Raw genomic sequence first — 21654 nt, 5'->3', positions numbered from 1 at the left:
GCGAGGCTTGCCCGCGAAGGCGGTCTTACAGACGGTGAAATTTCTGGGCAAGGTCATCGGAAGTTTCCTTCAACTCGTAGCGGTTTCCATGAACTGGTGTGAAATGCGCTCCATCGATAGTCTTTGGCTGTCACTGCGAATGCAGTGGCAGGGTGTGCTCTGCGCCATTCCATTGCGCGATGGGTGTGATGTGCTGGATGTGATCCACTAACGTTGCTGAATGATCGTTCCCACGCTCTGCGTGGGAATGCAGCCCGTGACGCTCTGCGTCACATCGGTGTCTGGCTCGACAGCGGCGGTGTGGCTGGAACGCGGAGCGTCCCTTGAGGCGTTCCCACGCGGAGCGTGGGAACGATCACCGTGTAGAGTTGGCGACATCAGGATTGTCCGCAGCCCAGCGGGAGCAAGCTCCCTCGCCCCAGGCAAGCCCCCTCACCACAAAGGTCCGGTTATGGCTGAAGACCGGTGATCAGATGAACCACTCCATCCTCCAGCATCATCACTCCCGGCACCCCAGCCACCGTCAACGCCTGCCGATCCATTCGCGTCATATCCCGCAATTCCACCCGCACCCGGGTCAGCGCCACCGGCTGTTGCGACTTGAGGTTATCCACACCGCCCAGCGCGGCCACGACATTCGCGGCCAAACCGAAAACAGGCTGAGCCTCCACTTTCGGCTCATCCATCACCAAATCCGGCGTCAACGCTTTCCAGAACGCCCGCTGCATTTTCTCGAACATGCTCAGTTCTCCAGAATCAATGAAGTATCGACCGTCGCCTCATGGTGCAGCCGCAATGCCTCGCGTACCTGCTCGGCACTTTCCAGCCCCAGCACTTGCTGGGCGATGGCTTGGCAGTCCAGCAGATCCACTTCACGAACCGCCGCTTTGATCGCTGGAATCAACGGCACGCTCACCGACAGCTCATCCACGCCAAGCCCCAGCAACAGCGGCACCGCCAGTTTTTCCGAAGCCATGGCGCCGCACACACCGACCCATTTGCCATGGGCATGAGCGGCTTTCACGGTATTGGCGATCAGCCGCAGAACCGCCGGATGAAAACTGTCGGCTTGACTGGCCAGCCGTGGGTGATCGCGGTCCATGGCCAGGGTGTATTGGGTCAGGTCGTTGGTGCCGATGGAGAAGAAATCCACCTCGGGTGCAAACAGATCAGCCATCAGCGCCGCCGCCGGTACTTCGATCATGATTCCCAGTTTCGGCAGTTCGGTAAGCCCTAATGCCAGCGCCTCTTCTTCAAGCAGCTGACGAGCCAGCCGCAACTCCGACAGCTGCGCGACCATCGGCAGCATGATGTGCAGGCGCGCCGACCCGGCGCTGCTCAGAATCGCCTTGAACTGATCGCGCAACAGCTGCGGACGCTCCAGGCACAAACGAATCCCGCGCATACCCAAAAACGGGTTGGTTTCGCGCTCCATCGGCACATAGGCCAACGGTTTGTCACCGCCGACATCCAGGGTGCGCACCACCAGATTGCGCGCCGGCCCCAAGGCGCGGGCGATGGCACTGTAGGTGGATGCCTGCTCGTCATGGCTTGGCGCGTGATTGCGATCCAGATAAAGAAACTCCGAACGCAACAGACCGACGCCCTCACCGCCCAGCGTCATGGCCTGTTCGGCTTCGGCCAGCGAAGCGATATTGGCGGTGATTTCAAAGTGATGCCCATCACGGGTACAGGCGGCCAGTCCTGCATTTTCCAACTCGTATTGTTGGCGCTTCTTTTGTCGCTGACGATTGGCTTGCAGCTGCTCAATGGCGGCCAGCTCGGGATCCAGCTGCAACTCACCCTTGTCGGCATCGAGCAAAACCCGGGTGCCATTGATCAATGTCAGCACCTGAACCGGCAAGCCGCAGATCGCCGGCAAACCAAAGGCCCGCGCAAGAATTGCCACGTGGCTGGTGGCGCCACCGCCGACCGTCGCGAACCCCAGCACCTTGCGCGTGTCCAGGCCAGCCGTTTGGGAGGGCGTCAGTTGCTCGGCAATCAGAATCGCCCCGTCCGGCAACTCCATCGCACGATCTTCTACGCCGAGAATCAGCTTGAGTACCCGTTGACCGACGTCGGCCAAATCCGCCGCCCGTTCAGCCAGCAAGGCATTGCCCAGGCTTTTGAACAAGGTTGCCGTCGACTCGGTGGCCGCACGCCAGGCGAAAGCAGCGCTTTTGCCTGCATCGATCAGTGCCAAGGCCTGATCCAGCAGGCCAGGGTCTTCGAGCAGTTCCTGATGAGCCTTGAAGATGTCTGCCTGAGCGTCACCCGTGGCGTTGTCACGCAACTGCTGCAAGGCCAGAACCGCCGCCGCCAATGCCCGGGACAAGTGCTCGCGCTCAACTTGTGGACTCACGCCGAACTCATTCACCTCCAGGGTTTGCTCGGCAATCTGCACCACTTGGCCAAACGCCGACCCCGGCGATGCACAGACGCCGCGCAGCACCTTCAGCGATGAGGCCTCAGCAGCAACCGTCTCAACCTCTGCCATCACCGTCACGGCTTCCCCGCAACCGGCGGCCAGCAACTCGGCCAGCGTCTTGATCGCCACTTCGGCATCCGCGCCCGCTGCGCTGACTTGCAGGACGTCACCCTGGGCGGTCTGCAACGCCATGATCGCCACCAAGGATTTGGCGTTCGCGCTGTCCTGCTGTTTATGCAGGCAAATGCTCGCCGAAAAGCCTTTCGCCGCTTGGGCAAACACGGCCGCAGGGCGCGCGTGCAAGCCGTTGGCATTGGGCAGCGTCACCGGTTTGGAGAACAACGCTTCGCCCTCCTGCGCAATCCCCTCATCGGCCGCCACTTCGGATGGATTCAGACTCAGCAGCGGCTGACCGCTTTCCACTACACCCGTTTCGGGCGTCAGCCAGGTGAACGGCTCGCCGCTGACCACCAGCATCAAGGTCAACAAACTGCGGGCGTTCAAGGCGATGTAATCGGCGTCGAACTCGATCAGCGCCTGCCCCACTACTACCCGCTGACCTTCCTCCACCAACCGGGTGAAACCCTTTCCAGCCAGGTTCACGGTATCGAGGCCGATGTGCATCAGCACCTGCACGCCATTGTCGTCGGTGATGCTGACGGCATGCCCACTGACCTGCACATTACTGATCACCCCGGCCAGCGGTGCGCACAAGGTTTGCGAGGTCGGATCGATGCACAGACCGTCGCCGATCACGCGACTGGAAAACACCTGATCGGGCACTTGGTCCAGCGGCATCAGCACGCCGGACAAGGGTGCCAGCAGTTGCAATTGTTGGGGTGTGGCCATGACGTCACCTGCTGTTTTGTTCTTTATAAAAGACGCTTGCGATCTCGCGATACCCGTAGGAGCTGCCGAAGGCTGCGATCTTTTGATCTTCCGCTTGAGATTCAAGTGAGCCCAAGAGAAAAGATCGCAGCCTTCGGCAGCTCCTACGGGGTTATGCGGCGTTCATTTCCACCAATACTCGACCTGCAATCCGACGTTCGCACCGTGTCGCGCTGTGCCGAAGGCGCCGGTGTCGGACAACGCCGAACCTGCCGCCAGTTCATTGGCCGCCCGTTTGGCCGCCTCGTTCCAGCTGGCATAGGTGTAATACAGACGCACCTCGGGGCGCGCCCAGAATTCCGGGCCCTTGGGCGACCACGTCGGGGCGAAGGTGAACTTGCTCAGCTTGCGCGTCCCGCCCGTGGCTTCAACCTGATCGTGGCCCAGTTCGGTCACCAGTTTGAACTGCTCGGTGATCGCATAGGCCGGGCGAATCCCGAGGGAAATCCAGTTCTGGTCGGCGCCGTCCGGGCGAATGTCTTTCTGGTAGACCGCTTCGACTTGCCCGCCGAAACGCGGCGTCACTTGCCAGTCGAAGAACTCCACTACCCGGTAGCTTTTGCTGCTGTCATCCAGCCTCACGTTACCGGTATAGCCCAACCCGGTGCCGGGGCCTTCGCCGTACTGAAAGGCCAGTTTATTCTTGCCGCCCAGAAAGCCCTTTTGCACATGCTGGGTGGTGATCGCCCAACCGCGATGAGCGTCGCGGCTGTCGGGTTTGTCGATGTAGCTCAGGCCGAATTCCAGCTCACCACCAGGGTTAGTGTTGAAGCCGGCGACGTTGAAATCGTGACGGTTGATGTAGTCCTTCTGGTACAGGTTGTCCTTGCGCGAGAAGGCGTAGCTGTACTTCAGATCTCCGATCAGCACATCTTCGATACCGCCACCGGTGGCGCTCTGGTTCCAGTAGTAGAAGTCGGAAATGTGGATATCGTTCCGTTTGTAGTAACGCCGACCGGCCCACAGCGAACCGCCGTTGAGACTGGGCATGTTCGACCACTGCGCATACAGCTGCGGCAGGCGCACCGAGCCGTTGTCACCGTTGAATGTCAGGTCCTTGTCGTACTGGTTATACAGCGATGCCATGCCGTCGACGCTGAGTACCGAACCGTCGTCCAGGGTGAACAGATCCTGGCGCAACTCCAACTCCGCATACTGTTCGCATTCGTTACCCAAGCGGTATTTGGTCTGCGCTCCCGGCAGCTGAAAACACTGCTGTTTACCGCTGTTAACCGAGGTCCCGACGCCGCTGCGCACGTAACCGGCGAATTCCAGCGCCTGGGCCGACAGTGGTAATGCCAGGCACACGCCCGCCGCTACAAGGCTGCGATTTATTGTTGTTTTCAAGAACCACCTCATTATTTTTATTGTGTGATGCAGCAAAAATCGGCGCACAAACTCCCCCGCGCAGCGTTCTGCGTGTTTTTTGAAACGGTATTTTTGTTGGTTAAGGGCTAGTGGTGAGTCAGGTGCAGCACGAACGATTCAAACGGCCGTAAAAACACCTGCTGATTGCGCAGCGGACAGTCCGGGTAGTTGCTGATCACCAGACGTTGAGCCATCGCTTCATTGATCACGTCTGGCGGTAGTTCGACTTCGCACGGCGCGCCGTAGAAGTTGTTCAGCACCAGCAAACGCTCGCCATGGCCTTCACGCACATACACCCAGATTTTCGTGTGCTCAGGCAATAACTGCCGATAAACGCCATCGGACATCAGCGTTTCACTGCGGCGCAGGGCAATCAGTTGACGGTAGTGATGCAGCACCGAATCCGGATCATCGAGTTGATGCGCGACGTTGATCTTCGCCGCGTTGGCCGGCACGCCGATCCAGGGCTCGACCGCACTGAAACCGGCATTCGGCTCGGCGTTCCAGTGCATCGGCGTGCGACCGTTGTCGCGGGACTTCTGCATGATCGCCGCCATGTTGTCGGCGTCGCTGCTACCGGCTTCGCGCTTGAGCCGGAAGATGTTCAGGGTTTCGACATCGCGGTATTGATCGATGTGATCGAAGCCCGGATTGGTCATGCCCAGTTCTTCACCCTGGTACACGAACGGCGTGCCCTGAAGGAAATGCAGCGCCGTGCCGAGCATCTTAGCCGACACCACCCGATGCTCGCCGTCATGACCAAAACGCGAGACCACCCGCGGCTGGTCGTGGTTACACCAGAACAGCGCGTTCCATCCGCCGCCAGCCTGCATCCCGGTCTGCCAGTCGGAGAGGATGCGCTTGAGTGCGAGGAAATCGAAATCGGCGCGAACCCACTTTTGCAGGTTCGGGTAATCCACCTTCAAGTGATGAAAGTTGAAGGTCATCGACAGCTCTTTCGACTCCGGTCGCGAGTAGCGAATGCAGTGTTCCAGGCTGGTGGATGACATCTCGCCGACGTTGATCAGGTCATGGCCTTCGAACACTTCGCGGTGCATTTGCTGCAAGTATTCATGGACGTTCGGGCCGTCGGTGTAGAAGCGCCGACCGTCGCTGTTGTCCTCGGGAAAATCCACCGGTTTGGAAATCAGGTTGATCACGTCCAGACGGAAACCGCCCACGCCTTTGTCGCGCCAGAAACGCATCATCTTGAAGACTTCGGCACGCACCTGGGGGTTGTCCCAGTTCAGGTCGGCCTGAGTGTGGTCGAACAAGTGCAGGTAGTACTGACCGGTCTGGGCCTCGTACTCCCAGGCCGAACCGCCGAACTTGGATTCCCAGTTGTTCGGCTGGTCGCGCCAGATGTAGAAATCGCGGTAAGGGTTGTCGAGGCTGCTGCGGGCCTGCTGGAACCAGATGTGTTCGATCGAGGTGTGATTGACCACGATGTCGAGCATCAATTTGATCCCGCGCTTGCCGGCCTCGGCGATCAACAATTCACAGTCGGCCATGGTCCCGTAGCTCGGGTCGATGGCGTAGTAATCGCTGATGTCGTAACCATTGTCGCGCTGGGGCGAACGCAGGAACGGCGTGATCCACAGGCAGTCGACACCCAGCCAGTGCAGGTAGTCGAGCTTGGCCACGACGCCGAGCAAATCCCCCGTGGGGTTGCCGGCGTGGCTGTGAAAACTCTTCGGGTAGATCTGGTAGATCACCGAACGTTGCCAGTCTTGCATGGCGGGGTTCCCTCTTAAATATGTACTGGCCCCGTAGGAGCTGCCGAAGGCTGCGATCTTTTGATCTTGGTCTTTCAACAACACCGCCGAAGATCAAAAGATCGCAGCCTTCGGCAGCTCCTACGGGCGAATGCGATCTATCAAGCGACCCGATACCCGGGCCGGACAATCCTCATGCTCAACCCGCAGGTCAGAACAAACGGCACGACTATGGCAATCACCATCCCGACCACGAACATCGGAATGAACTGGGGAATGATCGAGATAAAACCGGGCAAGCCGCCGACGCCAATCGCCGAGGCCTGGACCTTGTTCAGCGACAGGAAGATGCAGCCCAGCGCAGAGCCGATCAGGGCCGCATAGAACGGAAATTTGTAGCGCAGGTTGACCCCGAACATCGCCGGTTCGGTGATGCCGAAGTACGCAGAAATCGCCGAGGTCGAGGCCATGCTTTTGTCCCGCACACTGCGGGTCATGTAGAACACCGCCAACGCCGCGCTGCCCTGGGCAAGGTTGGACATGACGATCATCGGCCAGATGAAGGTGCCGCCCTGGGTGGAGATCAGTTGCAGGTCGACCGCGAGAAACATGTGGTGCATGCCGGTGATCACCAGCGGTGCGTAGAGCAGGCCGAAAATCGCGCCGCCGACCATGGGCGCCAGGTCGAACAGGGCGACCACACCTTCGGTGATGAGAATCCCCAGATGGCGGGTCACCGGGCCAATCACTGCCAGCGCCAGCACGCCGGTGACGACGATGGTGGTGATCGGCACCACCAGCAATTGCACCGCATTAGGCACCCGCGCCCGCAGCCACTTTTCGATGACACTCATCACATAGGCGGCCAGCAGGATCGGCAGGATTTGCCCCTGGTAACCGACCTTCTCGATCTGAAACAGGCCGAGGATGTCGAAGTACGGCAGGCTCTGGCCCTCCAACCCCGCCACCGCTTTGCCGTAGTTCCAGGCATTGAGCAGATCCGGGTGCACCAGCATCAGGCCGAGCACGATGCCGAGGATTTCGCTGCCGCCAAAGCGCTTGGCCGCCGACCAGCCCACCAGGGCCGGGAGAAACACGAACGAGGTGTTGGCCATCAGGTTGATCAGACTCCAGAGCCCGTCAAGCTTAGGGTAGGCGTCCAGCAGGGTCTTGCCCTCAATGAACATGCCCTTGGCGCCGATCAGGTTGTTGATGCCCATCAACAGGCCGGCAATGATCAGTGCCGGGAGGATCGGCATGAACACGTCGGAAAACACCCGCACCAATCGCTGCATCGGGTGGATCTTGTCGGCGCTTTTCTGTTTGACGTCGGCGATGGTCGAGGCGGCGAGCCCGGTTTGCCGGCGCAGTTCGGCGTAGACCTTTTCCACTTCGCCGGGGCCGATCACCACCTGGAACAGGCCACCGGTAAAGAACGAACCTTTGACCAGATCGATCTGGTTCAGCGTGGCGCTGTTGACCAGTTTCGGGTCCTTGAGGGCCAGGCGCAGGCGTGTGACGCAATGCGCGGCCTGCTCGAGGTTGTCGCTGCCACCGAGGCTGTGCAGCAGCTCAGAGGCGATATTCGGGTAGTCGTGGCTCATGCTCGTTCTTCCACTGTAGTTTTTTGTTATTGGCAGCACGCCGAAGCGAAAAGTACTCGTCTGTACGAGTTATTGCAACAACTCGTACAGACGAGTTTGATTTTGTTTCCCCCGAACCCGACAGGCGGCGACATTTCCTACCTCCGAAGTCAAAGAAACCCAAAGCCGCATGGACAAACCCCTACCCTGCCCTTAAGGTTCAAAACCTTGAGCACAGCGCGGCACAGAGCCATCCCCATGAGTAAATACAACCAGATCTACAGCGATCTGCTTGCCAGCATTACGACCGAACGTCTGGAACGCGGCGCACGACTGCCTTCCGAAACCGAACTGATGGACAGCTATCAGGCCAGTCGCGGCACTGTGCGCAAGGCCATCGAGCAATTGCAGGAGCGCGGTTTCGCCCAGAAAGTCCACGGCAAAGGCACCTTCGTGCTGTCGACCAACCCGATCGAGTTTCAGCTCGGCGGCATCGTCAGCTTCCAGGAAACCTACCCGCGACTGGGCAATGACGTCAGCACCGAGGTGGTTGAGTTCGCACAAATCCCCCTCGAAGGCCCGCTGCTCGAACACATCAAGGCTGCAGAAGGCAGCCTGATCACGCGGATCAAGCGAGTACGGCGGATCGACGGCAAACGGGTGATCCTCGACATCAACCATTTCGTCAGCGACGTGATTCCCGGTTTGTCCCGCGATATCGCCGAACAATCGATCTACGCCTTCATCGAGCAGACCCTGCAACTGCAAATCGCCTACGCCCAGCGCACCATCGAAGCAGTGCCCCGCAGCAAGGACGACCAGCAACATCTGGACCTCGATGGGCGAAGCCATGTGATCGTGGTTAGTAACCAGACGTTTTTGCAGGATGGCAGGCAGTTCGAGTACACCGAATCGCGACATACCCTGGACAAGTTTTACTTTTCGGATGTGGCCCGGCGCTGAGATGCGCTACGGCCGGATAAAGGGAAATGAAGGCGGTCGCGTGCGTTTAACTTGCACGAACAAATAGGATGGGATGTGTTAGCTGCCTGACACTGGCAGCTAACAATCAATCGATCTTGTAACCCCTGCGCTTATCGAACTCCTGATACTTCTGCGAAATGGCCGGGTCATCGAAGGTTCCTTCAATAGTGTCCACCGAAACGAGTCCATTAAGCCCCTTAACTGACTGAATGGCGGCTTCCCATTCGCCCGGTTCCAGAGGCGGCTCGATAAAGTCTTTCAAGTAATCATCCAGGATTCCCTTGTCGGGCGTCTCGATCTCGCTACTTAACGCCGACAGGTAAGCGGACTTTGTCGTCCTGCTCCAGTTGATTGAAAACCCTGCTCGATCACACAACACCGAGTGAACCACGAGCATCGTTCGGCCATTGCCATCCAGGAACGGATGACCATAGGCAAAAAAACCCATCACTACACCGGGGGATTTTCTGAGCAAGTCTTTGTTCTGACCGAGACGAAGCCCTTCTTCTACAGCCCTTTTAGCCTCAAACGGAGGACAGAAGAATATATCGGCCTTGGAAATGGCCAAATCAGGAGAAGTGCTCAATCTGTCCTTGCCCGCCCAAGGATAAAGATCCCCAAAAAGAAGTTTGTGAACGTGTAAAAAATCACCGTAAGTGATCGTTCTCTTCTTGGCCAGGAAAGCCATTGCATCCAACAGGTTCGCGGTAAACAAGTCGTGCTCAAGGTGTTTGACGATGTTGAGGTCTTTTTCACCCACAACATTCCTGAGATACCCTTTCGCTTCGAAATCCTTGAACGGATCAAACACGCTGTCTTTCTCTCAAGTAGTTGGCGAGCAAATGAACCGCTTCTGTGCCGGTAACCTTTTTCTCTTTTTTCAACGCAATGACCAACTGCTCAATTGAGTCGGTACGAACATCATCCCCGGCCAATCTCGAGACATTTTCTGCCCATTCATCGGCAAATGTTTTGACGTACGAAACCTTGTTGAGCTCGGCGAGATCCAGCACGTATCGTTTGAGTCCAACAGTCGGGATGATCAAGCCACCGGTTTGTGGGTGACGCCTCACTGTATTTTTCGCTTTCCGGGAGGGCGCCCGTTCATTGATGTAAACCACCGACCTTCCGCCCAACGACAATTTGCGGCGGATTCGGCGATTGCCCTGCACGCATATTTTCGCTTCCTTGCGGGCGACCGAACGGCGCTGTTCTGAAGGCGTCATTTGCACTGAAGCGCTCATGCCTAACCGTCTAAATGCTTCGACCGCCAGTGTTTCAAGATCCTCGACAGGCGTAATGAGTCCGGTGTCAGGATTTCTGAACGCTTTGGCATAAACTCCAATGCCCATCCGAACAATTACGCCCTTTTTCTGCAGCTCATCGAGAGCGACGGAAACTTGAGAGTGACCACCCAGCGATGCAACATCCGCGCGCAGGATCACATTACCCGACGTGCGCTGGATGGCCATCCGCATGCGTTCTTCAAGCTTCATGTTCAATCCTCCCGACAGCGAGCGAATACTTTACCACCTGTCGAAGCAAAACTTCTGCTGGCCATGTCGCTCACTTTATACGTTACAGAAACAGACGTTTCAAAAGCAGTTAGGCATAAAAAAGCCCCTGACCGAGACCGGTTCAGGGGCTTTCGCAACGATGACTCTAGTGCGGGATCACTCCCACTCAATCGTCGCCGGCGGCTTGCTCGACACGTCGTAAGTAACGCGGGAGATGCCTTCGATTTCATTGATGATGCGGCCGCTGACGGTTTCCAGCAGTTCGTAAGGCAGGTGTGCCCAACGCGCGGTCATGAAGTCGATGGTTTCCACGGCACGCAGGGCAACGACCCATGCGTAACGACGGCCATCGCCGACAACGCCAACCGACTTCACCGGCTGGAACACCACGAATGCCTGGCTGACCTTGTGGTACCAGTCGGCCTTGCGCAGTTCTTCGATGAAGATGTGGTCGGCGCGACGCAGCAGGTCGGCGTATTCCTTCTTCACTTCACCGAGAATGCGCACGCCCAGGCCCGGGCCCGGGAACGGGTGACGGTAGACCATGTCGTACGGCAGGCCCAGTTCCAGGCCCAGACGACGGACTTCATCCTTGAACAGCTCGCGCAGGGGTTCAACCAGCTTGAGGTTCATTTCTTCCGGCAGGCCGCCCACGTTGTGGTGCGACTTGATCACATGAGCCTTGCCGCTTTTCGCGCCAGCCGACTCGATCACGTCCGGGTAAATGGTGCCTTGGGCGAGGTATTTGATGTTATCCAGTTTGTTGGACTGGGCATCGAAAACGTCGATGAAGGTACGGCCAATGATCTTGCGCTTCTTCTCTGGGTCGCTTTCGCCTGCCAGATTGTCGAGGAACTGGTCCTCGGCGTTGGCGCGAATCACTTTGACGCCCATGTTCTCGGCGAACATGGCCATCACTTGCTCGCCTTCGTGCAAGCGCAGCAGGCCGTTGTCGACGAAGACGCAGGTCAACTGGTCGCCGATAGCCTTGTGCAGCAGCGCGGCAACCACCGAGGAGTCAACGCCGCCGGACAAGCCGAGCAATACGTTGTCGGTGCCCACCTGGGCGCGAACCTGGGCGATGGCGTCTTCAGCAATCTTCGAAGGTGTCCACAGGGCTTCGCAGCCGCAGATATCGAGGATGAAGCGCGAGAGGATGCGACCACCCTGCTTGGTGTGGGTCACTTCCGGGTGGAACTGCACGCCGTAGTAGCCGCGAGCATCGTTGAACATGCCGGCAATCGGGCAGCTCGGGGTGCTGGCCAGGATGTGGAAGTCTTCCGGCATCTTGGTGACCTTGTCACCGTGGCTCATCCATACGTCGAGGCCGAACAGGCCATCGGCGTCGATATGGTCTTCGATGCCATCGAGCAGACGGCTCTTGCCGACCACGTCAACGCGGGCATAACCGAACTCACGCAGCTCGGAACCTTCGACCTTGCCACCCAGCTGTTCAGCCATGGTCTGCATGCCGTAGCAGATACCGAAGACCGGTACGCCCAGGTCAAACACCGCTTGCGGGCAGCGCGGGCTGTCGGCTACGTGCACGGACTCGGGGCCGCCGGCGAGAATGACGCCTTTTGGAGCGAATTCGCGAATCGCTTCGTCGTCCATGTCGAACGGATGCAGTTCGCAGTACACGCCAATTTCACGCACGCGGCGGGCAATCAGCTGGGTGTACTGGGAACCGAAGTCGAGGATCAGGATGCGGTGGGCGTGAATGTCGAGGGCCATGTGGTCAGTCTCGTCTATGCAGTTCGGTGAAGAGAATCAGAAACAACTCGGGGCTGAAAACAGCCCCGGTTACTTAACTTATTGCTGGAAGCCTCAACCTACGCGGTAGTTTGGCGCTTCTTTGGTGATTTGCACGTCGTGAACGTGGGACTCGGCCATGCCAGCGCCGGTGATCCGCACGAACTCAGGCTTGGTGCGCATTTCTTCGATATCGGCGCTACCGGTGTAGCCCATGGAAGAACGCAGGCCGCCCATCAGTTGATGGATGATGGCGCTCAGGGTGCCCTTGTACGGAACACGCCCTTCGATGCCTTCCGGAACCAGTTTCTCGGCGCCTGCCGAGGAGTCCTGGAAGTAACGGTCGGAGGAACCTTGAGCCTGGGACATGGCGCCCAGCGAACCCATGCCGCGGTAAGCCTTGTACGAACGGCCCTGGAACAGTTCGATCTCGCCCGGCGCTTCTTCGGTACCGGCGAACATCGAGCCCATCATCACGCAGGAGGCACCGGCAACGATGGCCTTGGACAGGTCACCGGAGAAACGGATGCCGCCGTCGGCGATCAACGGAACGCCAGTGCCTTCGAGGGCAGCGGCGACGTTGGCGATGGCACTGATTTGCGGGACACCGACACCGGCGACAATACGGGTGGTGCAGATCGAGCCAGGGCCGATACCGACCTTGACTGCGTCAGCGCCAGCTTCGGCCAGGGCCTTGGCGGCAGCGCCGGTGGCGATGTTGCCGCCGATGACCTGCACTTCAGGGAAGTTCTGCTTGACCCAGCGAACGCGGTCGATCACACCTTTGGAGTGGCCGTGAGCAGTGTCGACCACTACTACGTCAACACCAGCGTGAACCAGGGCGGCTACGCGGTCACCGGTGTCTTTACCGGTACCGACTGCAGCGCCAACACGCAGACGACCTTGATCGTCCTTGCTGGCCAGCGGGTAAGCCTTGGCTTTTTCGATGTCGTTGACGGTCATCATGCCTTTGAGGGCGAATTTGTCGTCGACGATCAGCACGCGTTCGATACGGTGCTTGTGCAACAACTCACGGACGTCGTTCTTGTCGGCGCCTTCCTTGACCGTGACCAGACGCTCTTTAGGCGTCATCACTTCACGGACGCTGGCGTCCAGACGGTTCTCGAAACGCACGTCACGGGAAGTGACGATGCCGACCAGGTCGCCATCGTGCAGTACCGGAACGCCGGAGATGTTGTGCTGGCGAGTCAATTCGAACAGTTCACGAACCGTGGCGTCAGCCTCGATGGTGATCGGGTCCTTGACCACGCCGGCCTCGTACCGCTTGACCTTACGCACTTCGGCAGCTTGCTGCTCGATGGTCATGTTCTTGTGGATGATACCGATGCCACCTTCCTGAGCCATGGCAATTGCCAAACGGGCTTCAGTAACGGTGTCCATGGCAGCAGAAACCAGTGGAATATTCAGCTCGATGCCACGGGTAAGGCGGGTCTTGAGACTGACTTCGTTAGGAAGAACCTCGGAATAACCGGGCACTAAAAGAATGTCGTCGAAGGTCAGAGCTTCTTGGCTGATACGCAGCATCGCGGGGGCTCCCGAGCGGGAAAATGGAAGCGCGCCATTATAGTCAGACACCCCCTCGGGTTCAATGTAAAACTCTGTCTATTATTGGCATTACTGACATACGGAAAAACGACACCTCTGTAGGAGCTGCCGAAGGCTGCGATGTTTTGACTTTGATTTTCAAAAACAAGATCAAAAGATCGCAGCCTGCGGCAGCTCCTACAAAGGCGCCCGCGTTCAGAGTTCGACTTTGACCCAGCTCACGGGCTGATCCAGCCAATCGGCAAATTCGTCGATAAAGCTCTGCTTGAACCCAGCCTCGAGCCAGTTGTTGAAGATGAAACCCAAGTTGGAAAAACCGCATTCCTGCAAGAACAGAAACCCGTTGATGTCATCTTCATGCCCGCATTCAGGGCACGTGAAGTTATCGGTGCGCCCCGGCATCCACTCTTCCAGGCTTTCGAACAGCGCTTCGCCGATTTCCTTGCGACACTCGGCGCAGCCGGCTTCTTCGAGGAATCCCTTGGCCGGTGTATAGATGCAGCGCTTGGTGATGATTTCCAGGCCATTGACCGGCTCGCCGAACGGCAGCGCTTCAGGGTGCAGGACCACGGCGCGGGCACCGTCGGCGATGGCGTGGGCCATGCGATTGCCGGTGCGGCCACAGGTGGTCAGTTCTTCTTTAATGATGTTCTTGCGCACCAGCCAACGCACGACCGCCCGGGCCCGGGGTTCGTGTACCGGCAGGGTGGAGATTTTCGGGACGATGATGCTTTGGGAATTCATGGTGCAAGCCTACTGCGTCAAATGGATATTTCTGCGGTGTTCGTCCTGACGCCATCGCGGGCAAGCCCGCTCCCACACGATCTCGGTCGTAAACACATTTGTGCTCACCTGAAATCCTTGTGGGAGCGGGCTTGCCCGCGAAGGCGTCAGGGCGGCCGGCAGCTTAATCCCTGACGAAATCCGGTCAAGTACTCAAATAGCGCCCGATCAAGGCAATCCCGCTGGCCAGCACCAGCCAGGTGACCAGCCGCACGAATGCCTCGCGGGACAATTTCATGGTCAACCGCCGGCCGATCCACAACCCCAGCGCCATCGCTGGCAACAAACACAGCGCCAACACCAACAAGGGTAGCTCGGCATACACACCGGCGACGGCAAACAGGCTCAAACGCACCACGGTGCTGCAACTGATCAGCGCACTCTGGGTCGCCCGGGCCGCGTCCTTGGGCAGCCGACTGTTCAAATAGATCGCATATAAAAAGCCGCCACTGCCAAACAGCGCCCCGAACATCCCGCCCACCGTGCCCATCGGCACCGCCCACCCGGCGGACAATCGCGCCGGACGGGTTTTAATCCACAGGCTGTAAATCGCATAGGCACTGATAAACAGCCCCATCAACAGCAGCAATACATCGGATTTCAGGTTCAGCAGAAAAATCACCCCCAACGTGCAGCCCACTGCCATGCACGGCAGCAATCGCAGCAATTCGGGCCTCGCCACATTCCGTCGTGAGGGCAGCAGATTGCCGAACGCCGCGACGAAATCCAGCAACACCAGCAGCGGCACGATTTTCGACAGCGGCATGAACAGGATCAGAATCGGCCCGGCCACCAGCGCGGTGCCAAAACCGGCGATGCCGAACACGATGTAGGCCAGGGCGACGCCCAACCCGATCACCAGCCAATCCACCGCACCCCACGGCCATTGGTTTAATAACTCCAGCACATTCATCGACACGGCTTCCTTTTATTCCTGCGATGACTTTAGCCAGCGCCGAGCGTTGCGACTAATATCTTCAAAGTCGACTACCCATCTCGAAAAGGCATACCTCGTGCTTTCAACCCGCCAATTGCGTTACTTCGTGGAAATCGCCGAGAGCGGCAGCTTCAGTGCTGCAGCCGAACGACTGTTCATTGCTCAATCGGCCTTGAGCCGGCAGATCAAGGACATGGAAACCCGGCTGCAAACGCCGCTGTTCGAACGCACCGCGCGCCAGCCCCGTTTGACGGCGGCGGGTGAAGCCTTTTTGCCTCGGGCCAGAAACCTATTGAACGAACTGACCAAGGCCAGCGAGATGGCCACCCAAGTGGGCACCGGTCAACTGGGCGTTTTGCGCCTCAGTCACTCCAGCACCGTGCCCATGAGCGGTCGGCTACTGCGAGGAATCAGCGTCTACCTGGATCGGCACGCTGGTGTGTCGATGGACATTGTCAAGCTGTCCTCCGAGGCGCAACTGGAAGAATTGGTCGAAGGTCGCCTCGATGTGGGCCTGTTGCGCCTGCCGGTGCTGCGTCAGCGTGAAGGGGTGCAAATTGTTCCGCTGTACAGCGAGCGCCTGTTGCTGGCGGTGCCGCCAAATCATCGGCTGGCTGTGGATAAGTCCGCGCAAGGCATCGATCTGGCGCAGTTGAAGAATGAAGCGTTTATTTCCATCCCTCATCCACAGCGTGGCGGTCTGAGCTATCTGTCCGCCGAGTTGTGCATGCGCCAAGGGTTCTTTCCCCGGGCGGCTCGAGTGGTGTCGCGCAAAACCACGCAACTGCAACTGATCCAGGCCGGGTTCGGCATTGCGCTGTTGCCCGAATCGATGCAAGACATTGCGCCGCCGGATATCCACTTTCTGTCCTTGGACGACCCGGATTGCCACAGCACTGTCGCCCTCGCCTGTCGGCAGAGTCCCACTGCGCTGGTTCAGCAATTCATTCAGCATTTCACCCAATCCCTATAGGAGCTGCCGCAGGCTGCGATTTTTTCGGCTGACCGACCAGCAGATCAAAAGATCGCAGGCTGCGCCAGCTCCTACGGGGCTTTGAGTGCATCCGCTCAATCAGCGGTGTACTCGGTCAATGTAGGAGCTGCCGAAGGCTGCGATCTTTTGATCTTCAGCAATTTCAGCCTCGCCGAAAATCAAGATCAAAAGATCGCAGCCTGCGGCAGCTCCTACAGGGGGATCGTGCATTGCGCAGGAGATTGCCTTTATCATGCGCCCCATGATTAAAGATCCCTTTGCAAGACTCGGCCTGGACCGGGAAGTCCTGACTGTCAGCCAGCTCAACGGCCGCGCGCGGGTGTTGCTCGAAGACGTGTTCAGCAACATCTGGGTCGAAGGCGAAATCTCCAACCTCGCCCGCCCGGCGTCCGGCCATGTGTATTTCACCCTCAAGGACAGCGGCGCCCAAGTGCGTTGCGCGCTGTTCCGGCAGAACGCCGCGCGGGTTCGGCAGGCGTTGAAGGACGGCTTGGCGGTCAAGGTTCGCGGCAAGGTTTCGCTGTTTGAAGGCCGTGGCGATTACCAGCTGATTCTCGACACCGTGGAACCGGCCGGTGATGGCGCCCTGCGCCTGGCCTTCGATGCGTTGAAGGAAAAGCTCAGTGCCGAAGGCCTGTTCAGTGCCGAGCGCAAAGTGCCGCTGCCGGCGCACCCGCAACGCATCGGCATCATCAGCTCGCCCACCGGTGCGGTGATCCGCGACATCATCAGTGTGTTCCGCCGCCGCGCGCCGCAGATCCAACTGACGCTGATCCCCACCGCCGTGCAAGGCCGCGAAGCCACCGCGCAGATTGTCCGTGCACTGAAACTGGCGGATGCCCGCGGTTTCGACGCGTTGATCCTGGCCCGTGGCGGCGGTTCGCTGGAAGACCTCTGGTGTTTCAATGAAGAAGCCGTGGCCCGCGCCGTGGATGCCTGCGTGACACCGATTGTCAGCGCCGTCGGCCACGAAACCGACGTGTCGATCAGTGACTTCGTCGCCGACGTCCGCGCCCCGACACCGTCCGCCGCGGCCGAACTGCTCGCGCCGGACTCCAGTGATCTGGTGCGTCGCGTCGAAAGTCTGCATCGGCGCCTGGTGATGCGTATCCGCGACCGTTTGATGCGCGATCGGCTGCGTCTGGAAGGCATGGCCCGGCGCCTGCGTCATCCCGGCGAACGACTGCGTCAGCAAGCACAACGTCTGGATGATCTGGACATGCGCATGCGCCGCGCCTTCGAACGCAGCCTCAATACCCGTCGCGAACGTTTGATCCGCCTGGAAACCCGCCTCGCCGGGCAACATCCCGGGCGACAACTGGCGATGCTTCGCCAACGTCTCGACAGCCTCGCCGAGCGTCTGCCCCGGGCCATGCGTGAAGGTCTTAAATCCCGTCGCCTGCAACTGCAAAGTCAGATGCAGACGCTGCATGTGGTCAGCCCGTTGGCGACACTCGCGCGTGGCTACAGCATTCTGCTGGACGAGCGCGGTAACGCGATTCGTAGCGCCGCGCAGACCCATACCGGCCAGCGCCTGAAAGCCAAACTGGGCGAAGGCGAGCTGCAAGTGCGCGTCGAAGACAATCACCTGACGCCTGTCACCCTTTCTCTACTGGATTGATCCATGCCGCGTTTTTTAGCTCCGCTGCTGTTGCTGTGCCTGACCTTCAACGCCCACGCCGACAGTTACATCACCCGCCTGTTGAACAAACCGGTGCCGGGTGGCGTGGCGGTGGTGGATCTGGGCAACTCCGCCCAGGCACCGAAAGCCAGCTATCAAGGCAAACCGGTATTGGTGGTCAAGGAACAGAACAACTGGCTGGCCATTGTCGGCGTGCCGCTGACTGTCAAACCGGGCAGCCAGTCGCTTAGCAGCGGTGGTCGCAACCTGAACTTCACCGTCGGCGGCAAGAAATACCCGGAACAGCACATCACCCTGAAAAACACTCAGCAGGTCAATCCGAACCCGGAGAATCTCAAGCGCATCGAGGGTGAGCTGGCGGAGCAGATCCAGGCCTACCGCAGCTTCATCCCGAACACCCCGAGCAATCTGCTGCTGGACAAACCGGTCAACGGGCCGCTGTCGAGCAAGTTCGGCGTGCGCCGCTTTTTCAATGGCGAAGAGCGCAATCCCCACGCGGGCCTCGACTTCGCGGTGCCTGCCGGCACGCCGATCAAAACCCCGGCCGCCGGCAAGGTGATTCTGATCGGTAACTACTTCTTCAACGGCAATACGGTGTTCGTCGACCACGGCCAAGGCTTTATCAGCATGTTCTGCCATATGTCGAAGATCGACGTGAAGGTCGGCCAGCAACTGGCCCGTGGTGGCGTGGTCGGGAAAGTCGGCGCCACGGGGCGCGCGACCGGGCCGCATATGCACTGGAACATCAGCCTGAACGATGCGCGGGTGGATCCGGCGATTTTTATTGGGGCGTTTCAGCCATAGATAGTTGTTGAGGCTACCGGCCTCTTCGCGGGCAAGCCACGCTCCCACAGTATCTGTGTCGTTCCCAGATTTTGTGTACGACACAGATACTGTGGGAGCGTGGCTTGCCCGCGAAGGCAATGTCACAGGCGCCGCTTATTCCGCCTCAAGGTCCTCAATCCCGTGGACCTCCCTATGCGCCAGACGCTCTTTGATCCAGACTTGAGTTTCCTCCGAGAAACCAGCCAATTCTTCAGATGTGATCAGCTCATGAGTACACAGCCCCAGCAAATGAGCAGGCGCCTCATTGCGTGAGTGTCTGAAAACGCCAAACGCCCAATACAGCTCCTGCTGGCCGGCCTTCAGCCTTTCTTCACTGGCTTCAATACGTTCATAAGGCGCCAGGCTTTTATCCAGCACCGTGCGCTCGACCTCCTCCATGATCCGGATACACATCCGCTCATGGGCTACCGGACGCAATGCGCTATAGAGCTTCCAATCCGACTCGTTCATTGCCAACTCCTGCTTCCTGGTCGCCTGGTTGAGGCTTTAAGAATAGCTGCGTCGACCGAACTACAATCGCCAACTTTCAATTGCGCATCGCTCAAACCTCGCGCAAACATCAATACAATCCCTGTCATTTACCGCAACAAAATCTCAATAAACTCGACTTTTCGAGTATTCCTCTCAATTTTTTTCGACTGCTTGCCATCCTTTCCCCCCGCGGTTAGGGTTGAAGGCATGAAAACCTCTCACACCCTCATTCAGCTTCGCCAGCACCGCAGCCTGTGCCTCGTCAGCGCACGACTGCCAGGCTGAATCGCGGTGCCTCGTCTTACGTTTTATCCCCAGAACATTTGATCCACCGGCAGGCCGCCTTTTTTCGGCCCACACAATAAGGATTTTCCGATGAGCATGCTCAAAGACCCGTCTTCGAAATACCGCGCGTTCCCGACCATCGATATCCCGGACCGCACCTGGCCATCGAAGACCATCACCGCAGCGCCGATCTGGTGCAGCTCGGACCTTCGTGACGGTAACCAGTCGCTGATCGAGCCCATGGACGCGGTCAAAAAGCTGCGCTTCTGGAAAACGCTGGTGCAAGTCGGTGTGAAAGAAATCGAAGCCTCGTTCCCGGCTGCTTCGCAAACCGACTTCGACTTCGTGCGTACCCTGATCGAAGACGGCCACATCCCGGACGACACCACCATTCAGGTGCTGACCCAGGGCCGTGAAGACTTGATCGCACGCACCTTCGAATCCCTGCGCGGTGCCAAGAAAGCCATCGTTCACCTGTACAACGCGACCTCCCCTTCCTTCCGCCGCATTGTCTTCAATCAGGACAAGGACGGGATCAAGGCCATCGCCGTGAACGCCGCCAAGCTGTTCGTCAAATACGCCGCCCAGCAGCCAGACACCGAGTGGACCTTCGAGTACTCGCCAGAAACCTTCAGCGCCACCGAGCTGGAGTTCGCCAAGGAAGTCTGCGACGCGGTCATCGAAGTGTGGAACCCGACGCCTGAGCACAAGGTGATCCTCAACCTGCCTGCCACCGTCGAATGCGCCACCCCGAACATCTATGCCGACCAGATCGAATGGTTCGGTCGCCACATCAACCGTCGTGACAGCGTGATCATCAGCCTGCACACCCACAACGACCGTGGCACTGGCGTAGCCGCCACCGAGCTGGGCCTGATGGCCGGCGCCGACCGTGTCGAAGGTTGCCTGTTCGGCAACGGCGAGCGTACCGGTAACGTCGATCTGGTGACCGTGGCATTGAACCTCTACACCCAGGGCATCCACCCTGAACTGGACTTTTCCGATATCGACGGCGTGCGCAAAGTCGTCGAAGAATGCAACCAGATCCAGGTGCACCCACGTCACCCCTATGTCGGCGACCTGGTTCACACCGCGTTCTCCGGTTCCCACCAGGATGCGATCCGCAAGGGCTTCTCCCAGCAGAAACCGGACGCCCTGTGGGAAGTGCCGTACTTGCCGATCGACCCGGCCGACATCGGCCGTAGCTACGAGGCAGTGATTCGCGTCAACAGCCAGTCGGGCAAGGGCGGTATCGCTTACCTGCTGGAACAGGAATACGGCATCAACTTGCCGCGCCGCATGCAGATCGAGTTCAGCCAGGTCGTGCAGCGTGAAACCGATCGCCTGGGCCTGGAGATGACAGCCCAGCAGATCCACGCGCTGCTGCACAGCGAGTACTTGCAGGCCAACACCCCGTACGCGCTGGTCAGCCATCGCTTGCAGGAAGAAAACGGTCACAGCGCCGTGGAAGTGGAAGTCTCCAGCAAAGGTCAGGGCGAAACCAACCTGCACTGGCGTGGCAAAGGCAACGGCGCGCTGGAAGCACTGGTGGCCGGTCTGCCGATCCCGGTGGAAATCATGGACTACAACGAACACGCCATCGGCGCGGGCACCAATGCCAAGGCTGCGGCCTACATTGAACTGCGCGTAAACGGTGAACGTGCGGTGCACGGCGTCGGCATCGATGAAAACATCACCACCGCCAGCTTCAAGGCCCTGTTCAGCGCGCTGAACCGCTCCCTGAGCCAGCCGGAAGCGAAAGCGGCGTAAGTTTGCGCTGCAACGCAAAAGGCCCCGGGGTGTGAACCTCGGGGCCTTTTTGTTTGCCTGGGATTTTTGTGTTGCCTGTTCTGGCTTCTTCGCGAGCAAGCCCGCTCCCACAGTGGATTTTTGGT

General features: G+C 58.9%; 19 protein-coding genes. 6 read left to right on the top strand and 13 right to left on the bottom strand.

From position 1 onward, the window contains the following. The first annotated feature begins 88 nt into the window (after positions 1-88). Positions 89-211, top strand: a complete 123-nt coding sequence (locus tag TU81_RS30940; protein ID WP_267885920.1) for a hypothetical protein — start codon at positions 89-91, stop codon at positions 209-211. Positions 212-449: 238 nt separating this feature from the next. Here TU81_RS30940 and TU81_RS13035 read toward each other — a convergent pair whose 3' ends face one another. The 5 genes from TU81_RS13035 to treP all read right to left on the bottom strand — a co-directional run bounded on the left by TU81_RS13035 (position 450) and on the right by treP (position 8003). Then, complete coding sequence (locus TU81_RS13035; protein ID WP_048395486.1) at positions 450-740, bottom strand: PTS transporter subunit EIIB; 291 nt, start codon at positions 738-740, stop codon at positions 450-452. Positions 741-742: 2 nt separating this feature from the next. Continuing rightward, a complete protein-coding gene (ptsP, locus tag TU81_RS13030; RefSeq protein WP_048395485.1) occupies positions 743-3277 on the bottom strand; it encodes a phosphoenolpyruvate--protein phosphotransferase in 2535 nt (844 codons plus the stop codon). Between the two features lie 162 nt (positions 3278-3439). Next, entirely contained in the window at positions 3440-4663 is a 1224-nt protein-coding gene (locus TU81_RS13025; RefSeq protein ID WP_048395483.1) for a maltoporin, read from the bottom strand. 107 nt (positions 4664-4770) lie between these two features. Beyond that, complete coding sequence (treC, locus tag TU81_RS13020; protein ID WP_048395481.1) at positions 4771-6420, bottom strand: alpha,alpha-phosphotrehalase; 1650 nt, start codon at positions 6418-6420, stop codon at positions 4771-4773. A gap of 140 nt (positions 6421-6560) precedes the next feature. Continuing rightward, positions 6561-8003: a PTS system trehalose-specific EIIBC component gene (treP, locus tag TU81_RS13015; RefSeq protein ID WP_048395480.1), complete on the bottom strand. Its 1443-nt coding sequence runs from the start codon at positions 8001-8003 to the stop codon at positions 6561-6563. 237 nt (positions 8004-8240) lie between these two features. Here treP and treR point away from each other — a divergent pair, with 237 nt between their 5' ends. Beyond that, on the top strand, positions 8241-8945 hold the full coding sequence (gene treR / locus TU81_RS13010; protein WP_048395477.1) for a trehalose operon repressor: 705 nt from the start codon (positions 8241-8243) through the stop codon (positions 8943-8945). A 106-nt stretch (positions 8946-9051) separates the two neighbouring features. Here treR and TU81_RS13005 read toward each other — a convergent pair whose 3' ends face one another. The 6 genes from TU81_RS13005 to TU81_RS12980 form a co-directional block, all read right to left on the bottom strand. After that, positions 9052-9777, bottom strand: a complete 726-nt coding sequence (locus TU81_RS13005) for a Fic/DOC family protein (protein ID WP_038981761.1) — start codon at positions 9775-9777, stop codon at positions 9052-9054. Next, positions 9770-10462 (bottom strand): hypothetical protein, encoded by a 693-nt coding sequence (locus TU81_RS13000; protein ID WP_038981760.1) that lies wholly within the window; start codon positions 10460-10462, stop codon positions 9770-9772. The genes TU81_RS13005 and TU81_RS13000 overlap by 8 nt, the downstream gene beginning before the upstream one ends. Before the next feature lie 177 nt (positions 10463-10639). After that, on the bottom strand, positions 10640-12217 hold the full coding sequence (gene guaA, locus TU81_RS12995) for a glutamine-hydrolyzing GMP synthase (RefSeq protein WP_007903619.1): 1578 nt from the start codon (positions 12215-12217) through the stop codon (positions 10640-10642). Between the two features lie 93 nt (positions 12218-12310). Beyond that, positions 12311-13780 carry an IMP dehydrogenase gene (gene guaB, locus TU81_RS12990; protein WP_038981759.1) on the bottom strand — a complete coding sequence of 490 codons (1470 nt, stop codon included), beginning with the start codon at positions 13778-13780 and terminating at the stop codon, positions 12311-12313. Positions 13781-13996: 216 nt separating this feature from the next. Next, positions 13997-14545 (bottom strand): hypothetical protein, encoded by a 549-nt coding sequence (locus TU81_RS12985; RefSeq protein WP_038981758.1) that lies wholly within the window; start codon positions 14543-14545, stop codon positions 13997-13999. Positions 14546-14729: 184 nt separating this feature from the next. Further along, positions 14730-15497, bottom strand: a complete 768-nt coding sequence (locus tag TU81_RS12980) for a sulfite exporter TauE/SafE family protein (protein WP_038981757.1) — start codon at positions 15495-15497, stop codon at positions 14730-14732. Between the two features lie 100 nt (positions 15498-15597). On the opposite strand from TU81_RS12980, the gene TU81_RS12975 reads away from it, so the two are divergent. Next, on the top strand, positions 15598-16494 hold the full coding sequence (locus TU81_RS12975) for a LysR family transcriptional regulator (RefSeq protein WP_038981756.1): 897 nt from the start codon (positions 15598-15600) through the stop codon (positions 16492-16494). A 99-nt stretch (positions 16495-16593) separates the two neighbouring features. On the opposite strand, the gene TU81_RS30305 is transcribed toward TU81_RS12975, so the two are convergent. Then, on the bottom strand, positions 16594-16758 hold the full coding sequence (locus TU81_RS30305) for a hypothetical protein (RefSeq protein ID WP_156320472.1): 165 nt from the start codon (positions 16756-16758) through the stop codon (positions 16594-16596). On the opposite strand from TU81_RS30305, the gene xseA reads away from it, so the two are divergent. Beyond that, on the top strand, positions 16757-18136 hold the full coding sequence (gene xseA, locus TU81_RS12970; RefSeq protein WP_038981755.1) for an exodeoxyribonuclease VII large subunit: 1380 nt from the start codon (positions 16757-16759) through the stop codon (positions 18134-18136). The genes TU81_RS30305 and xseA overlap by 2 nt on opposite strands. 3 nt (positions 18137-18139) lie before the next feature. Beyond that, complete coding sequence (locus TU81_RS12965) at positions 18140-18961, top strand: M23 family metallopeptidase (protein ID WP_048395474.1); 822 nt, start codon at positions 18140-18142, stop codon at positions 18959-18961. 135 nt (positions 18962-19096) lie between these two features. Here the strand turns inward: TU81_RS12965 and TU81_RS12960 are convergent, their stop codons facing one another. Beyond that, a complete protein-coding gene (locus TU81_RS12960) occupies positions 19097-19453 on the bottom strand; it encodes a hypothetical protein (protein WP_048395472.1) in 357 nt (118 codons plus the stop codon). A gap of 396 nt (positions 19454-19849) precedes the next feature. Between TU81_RS12960 and leuA the strand changes: the two genes are divergently transcribed. Then, positions 19850-21529, top strand: a complete 1680-nt coding sequence (leuA, locus tag TU81_RS12955; protein ID WP_038981750.1) for a 2-isopropylmalate synthase — start codon at positions 19850-19852, stop codon at positions 21527-21529. Positions 21530-21654 lie beyond the last annotated feature (125 nt).

This window comes from Pseudomonas lini, assembly GCF_001042905.1.
Lineage (GTDB): Bacteria > Pseudomonadota > Gammaproteobacteria > Pseudomonadales > Pseudomonadaceae > Aquipseudomonas > Aquipseudomonas lini.
Note: the sequence above shows the minus strand (reverse complement) of the source record. Positions and strands in the feature narration are given on the sequence as shown.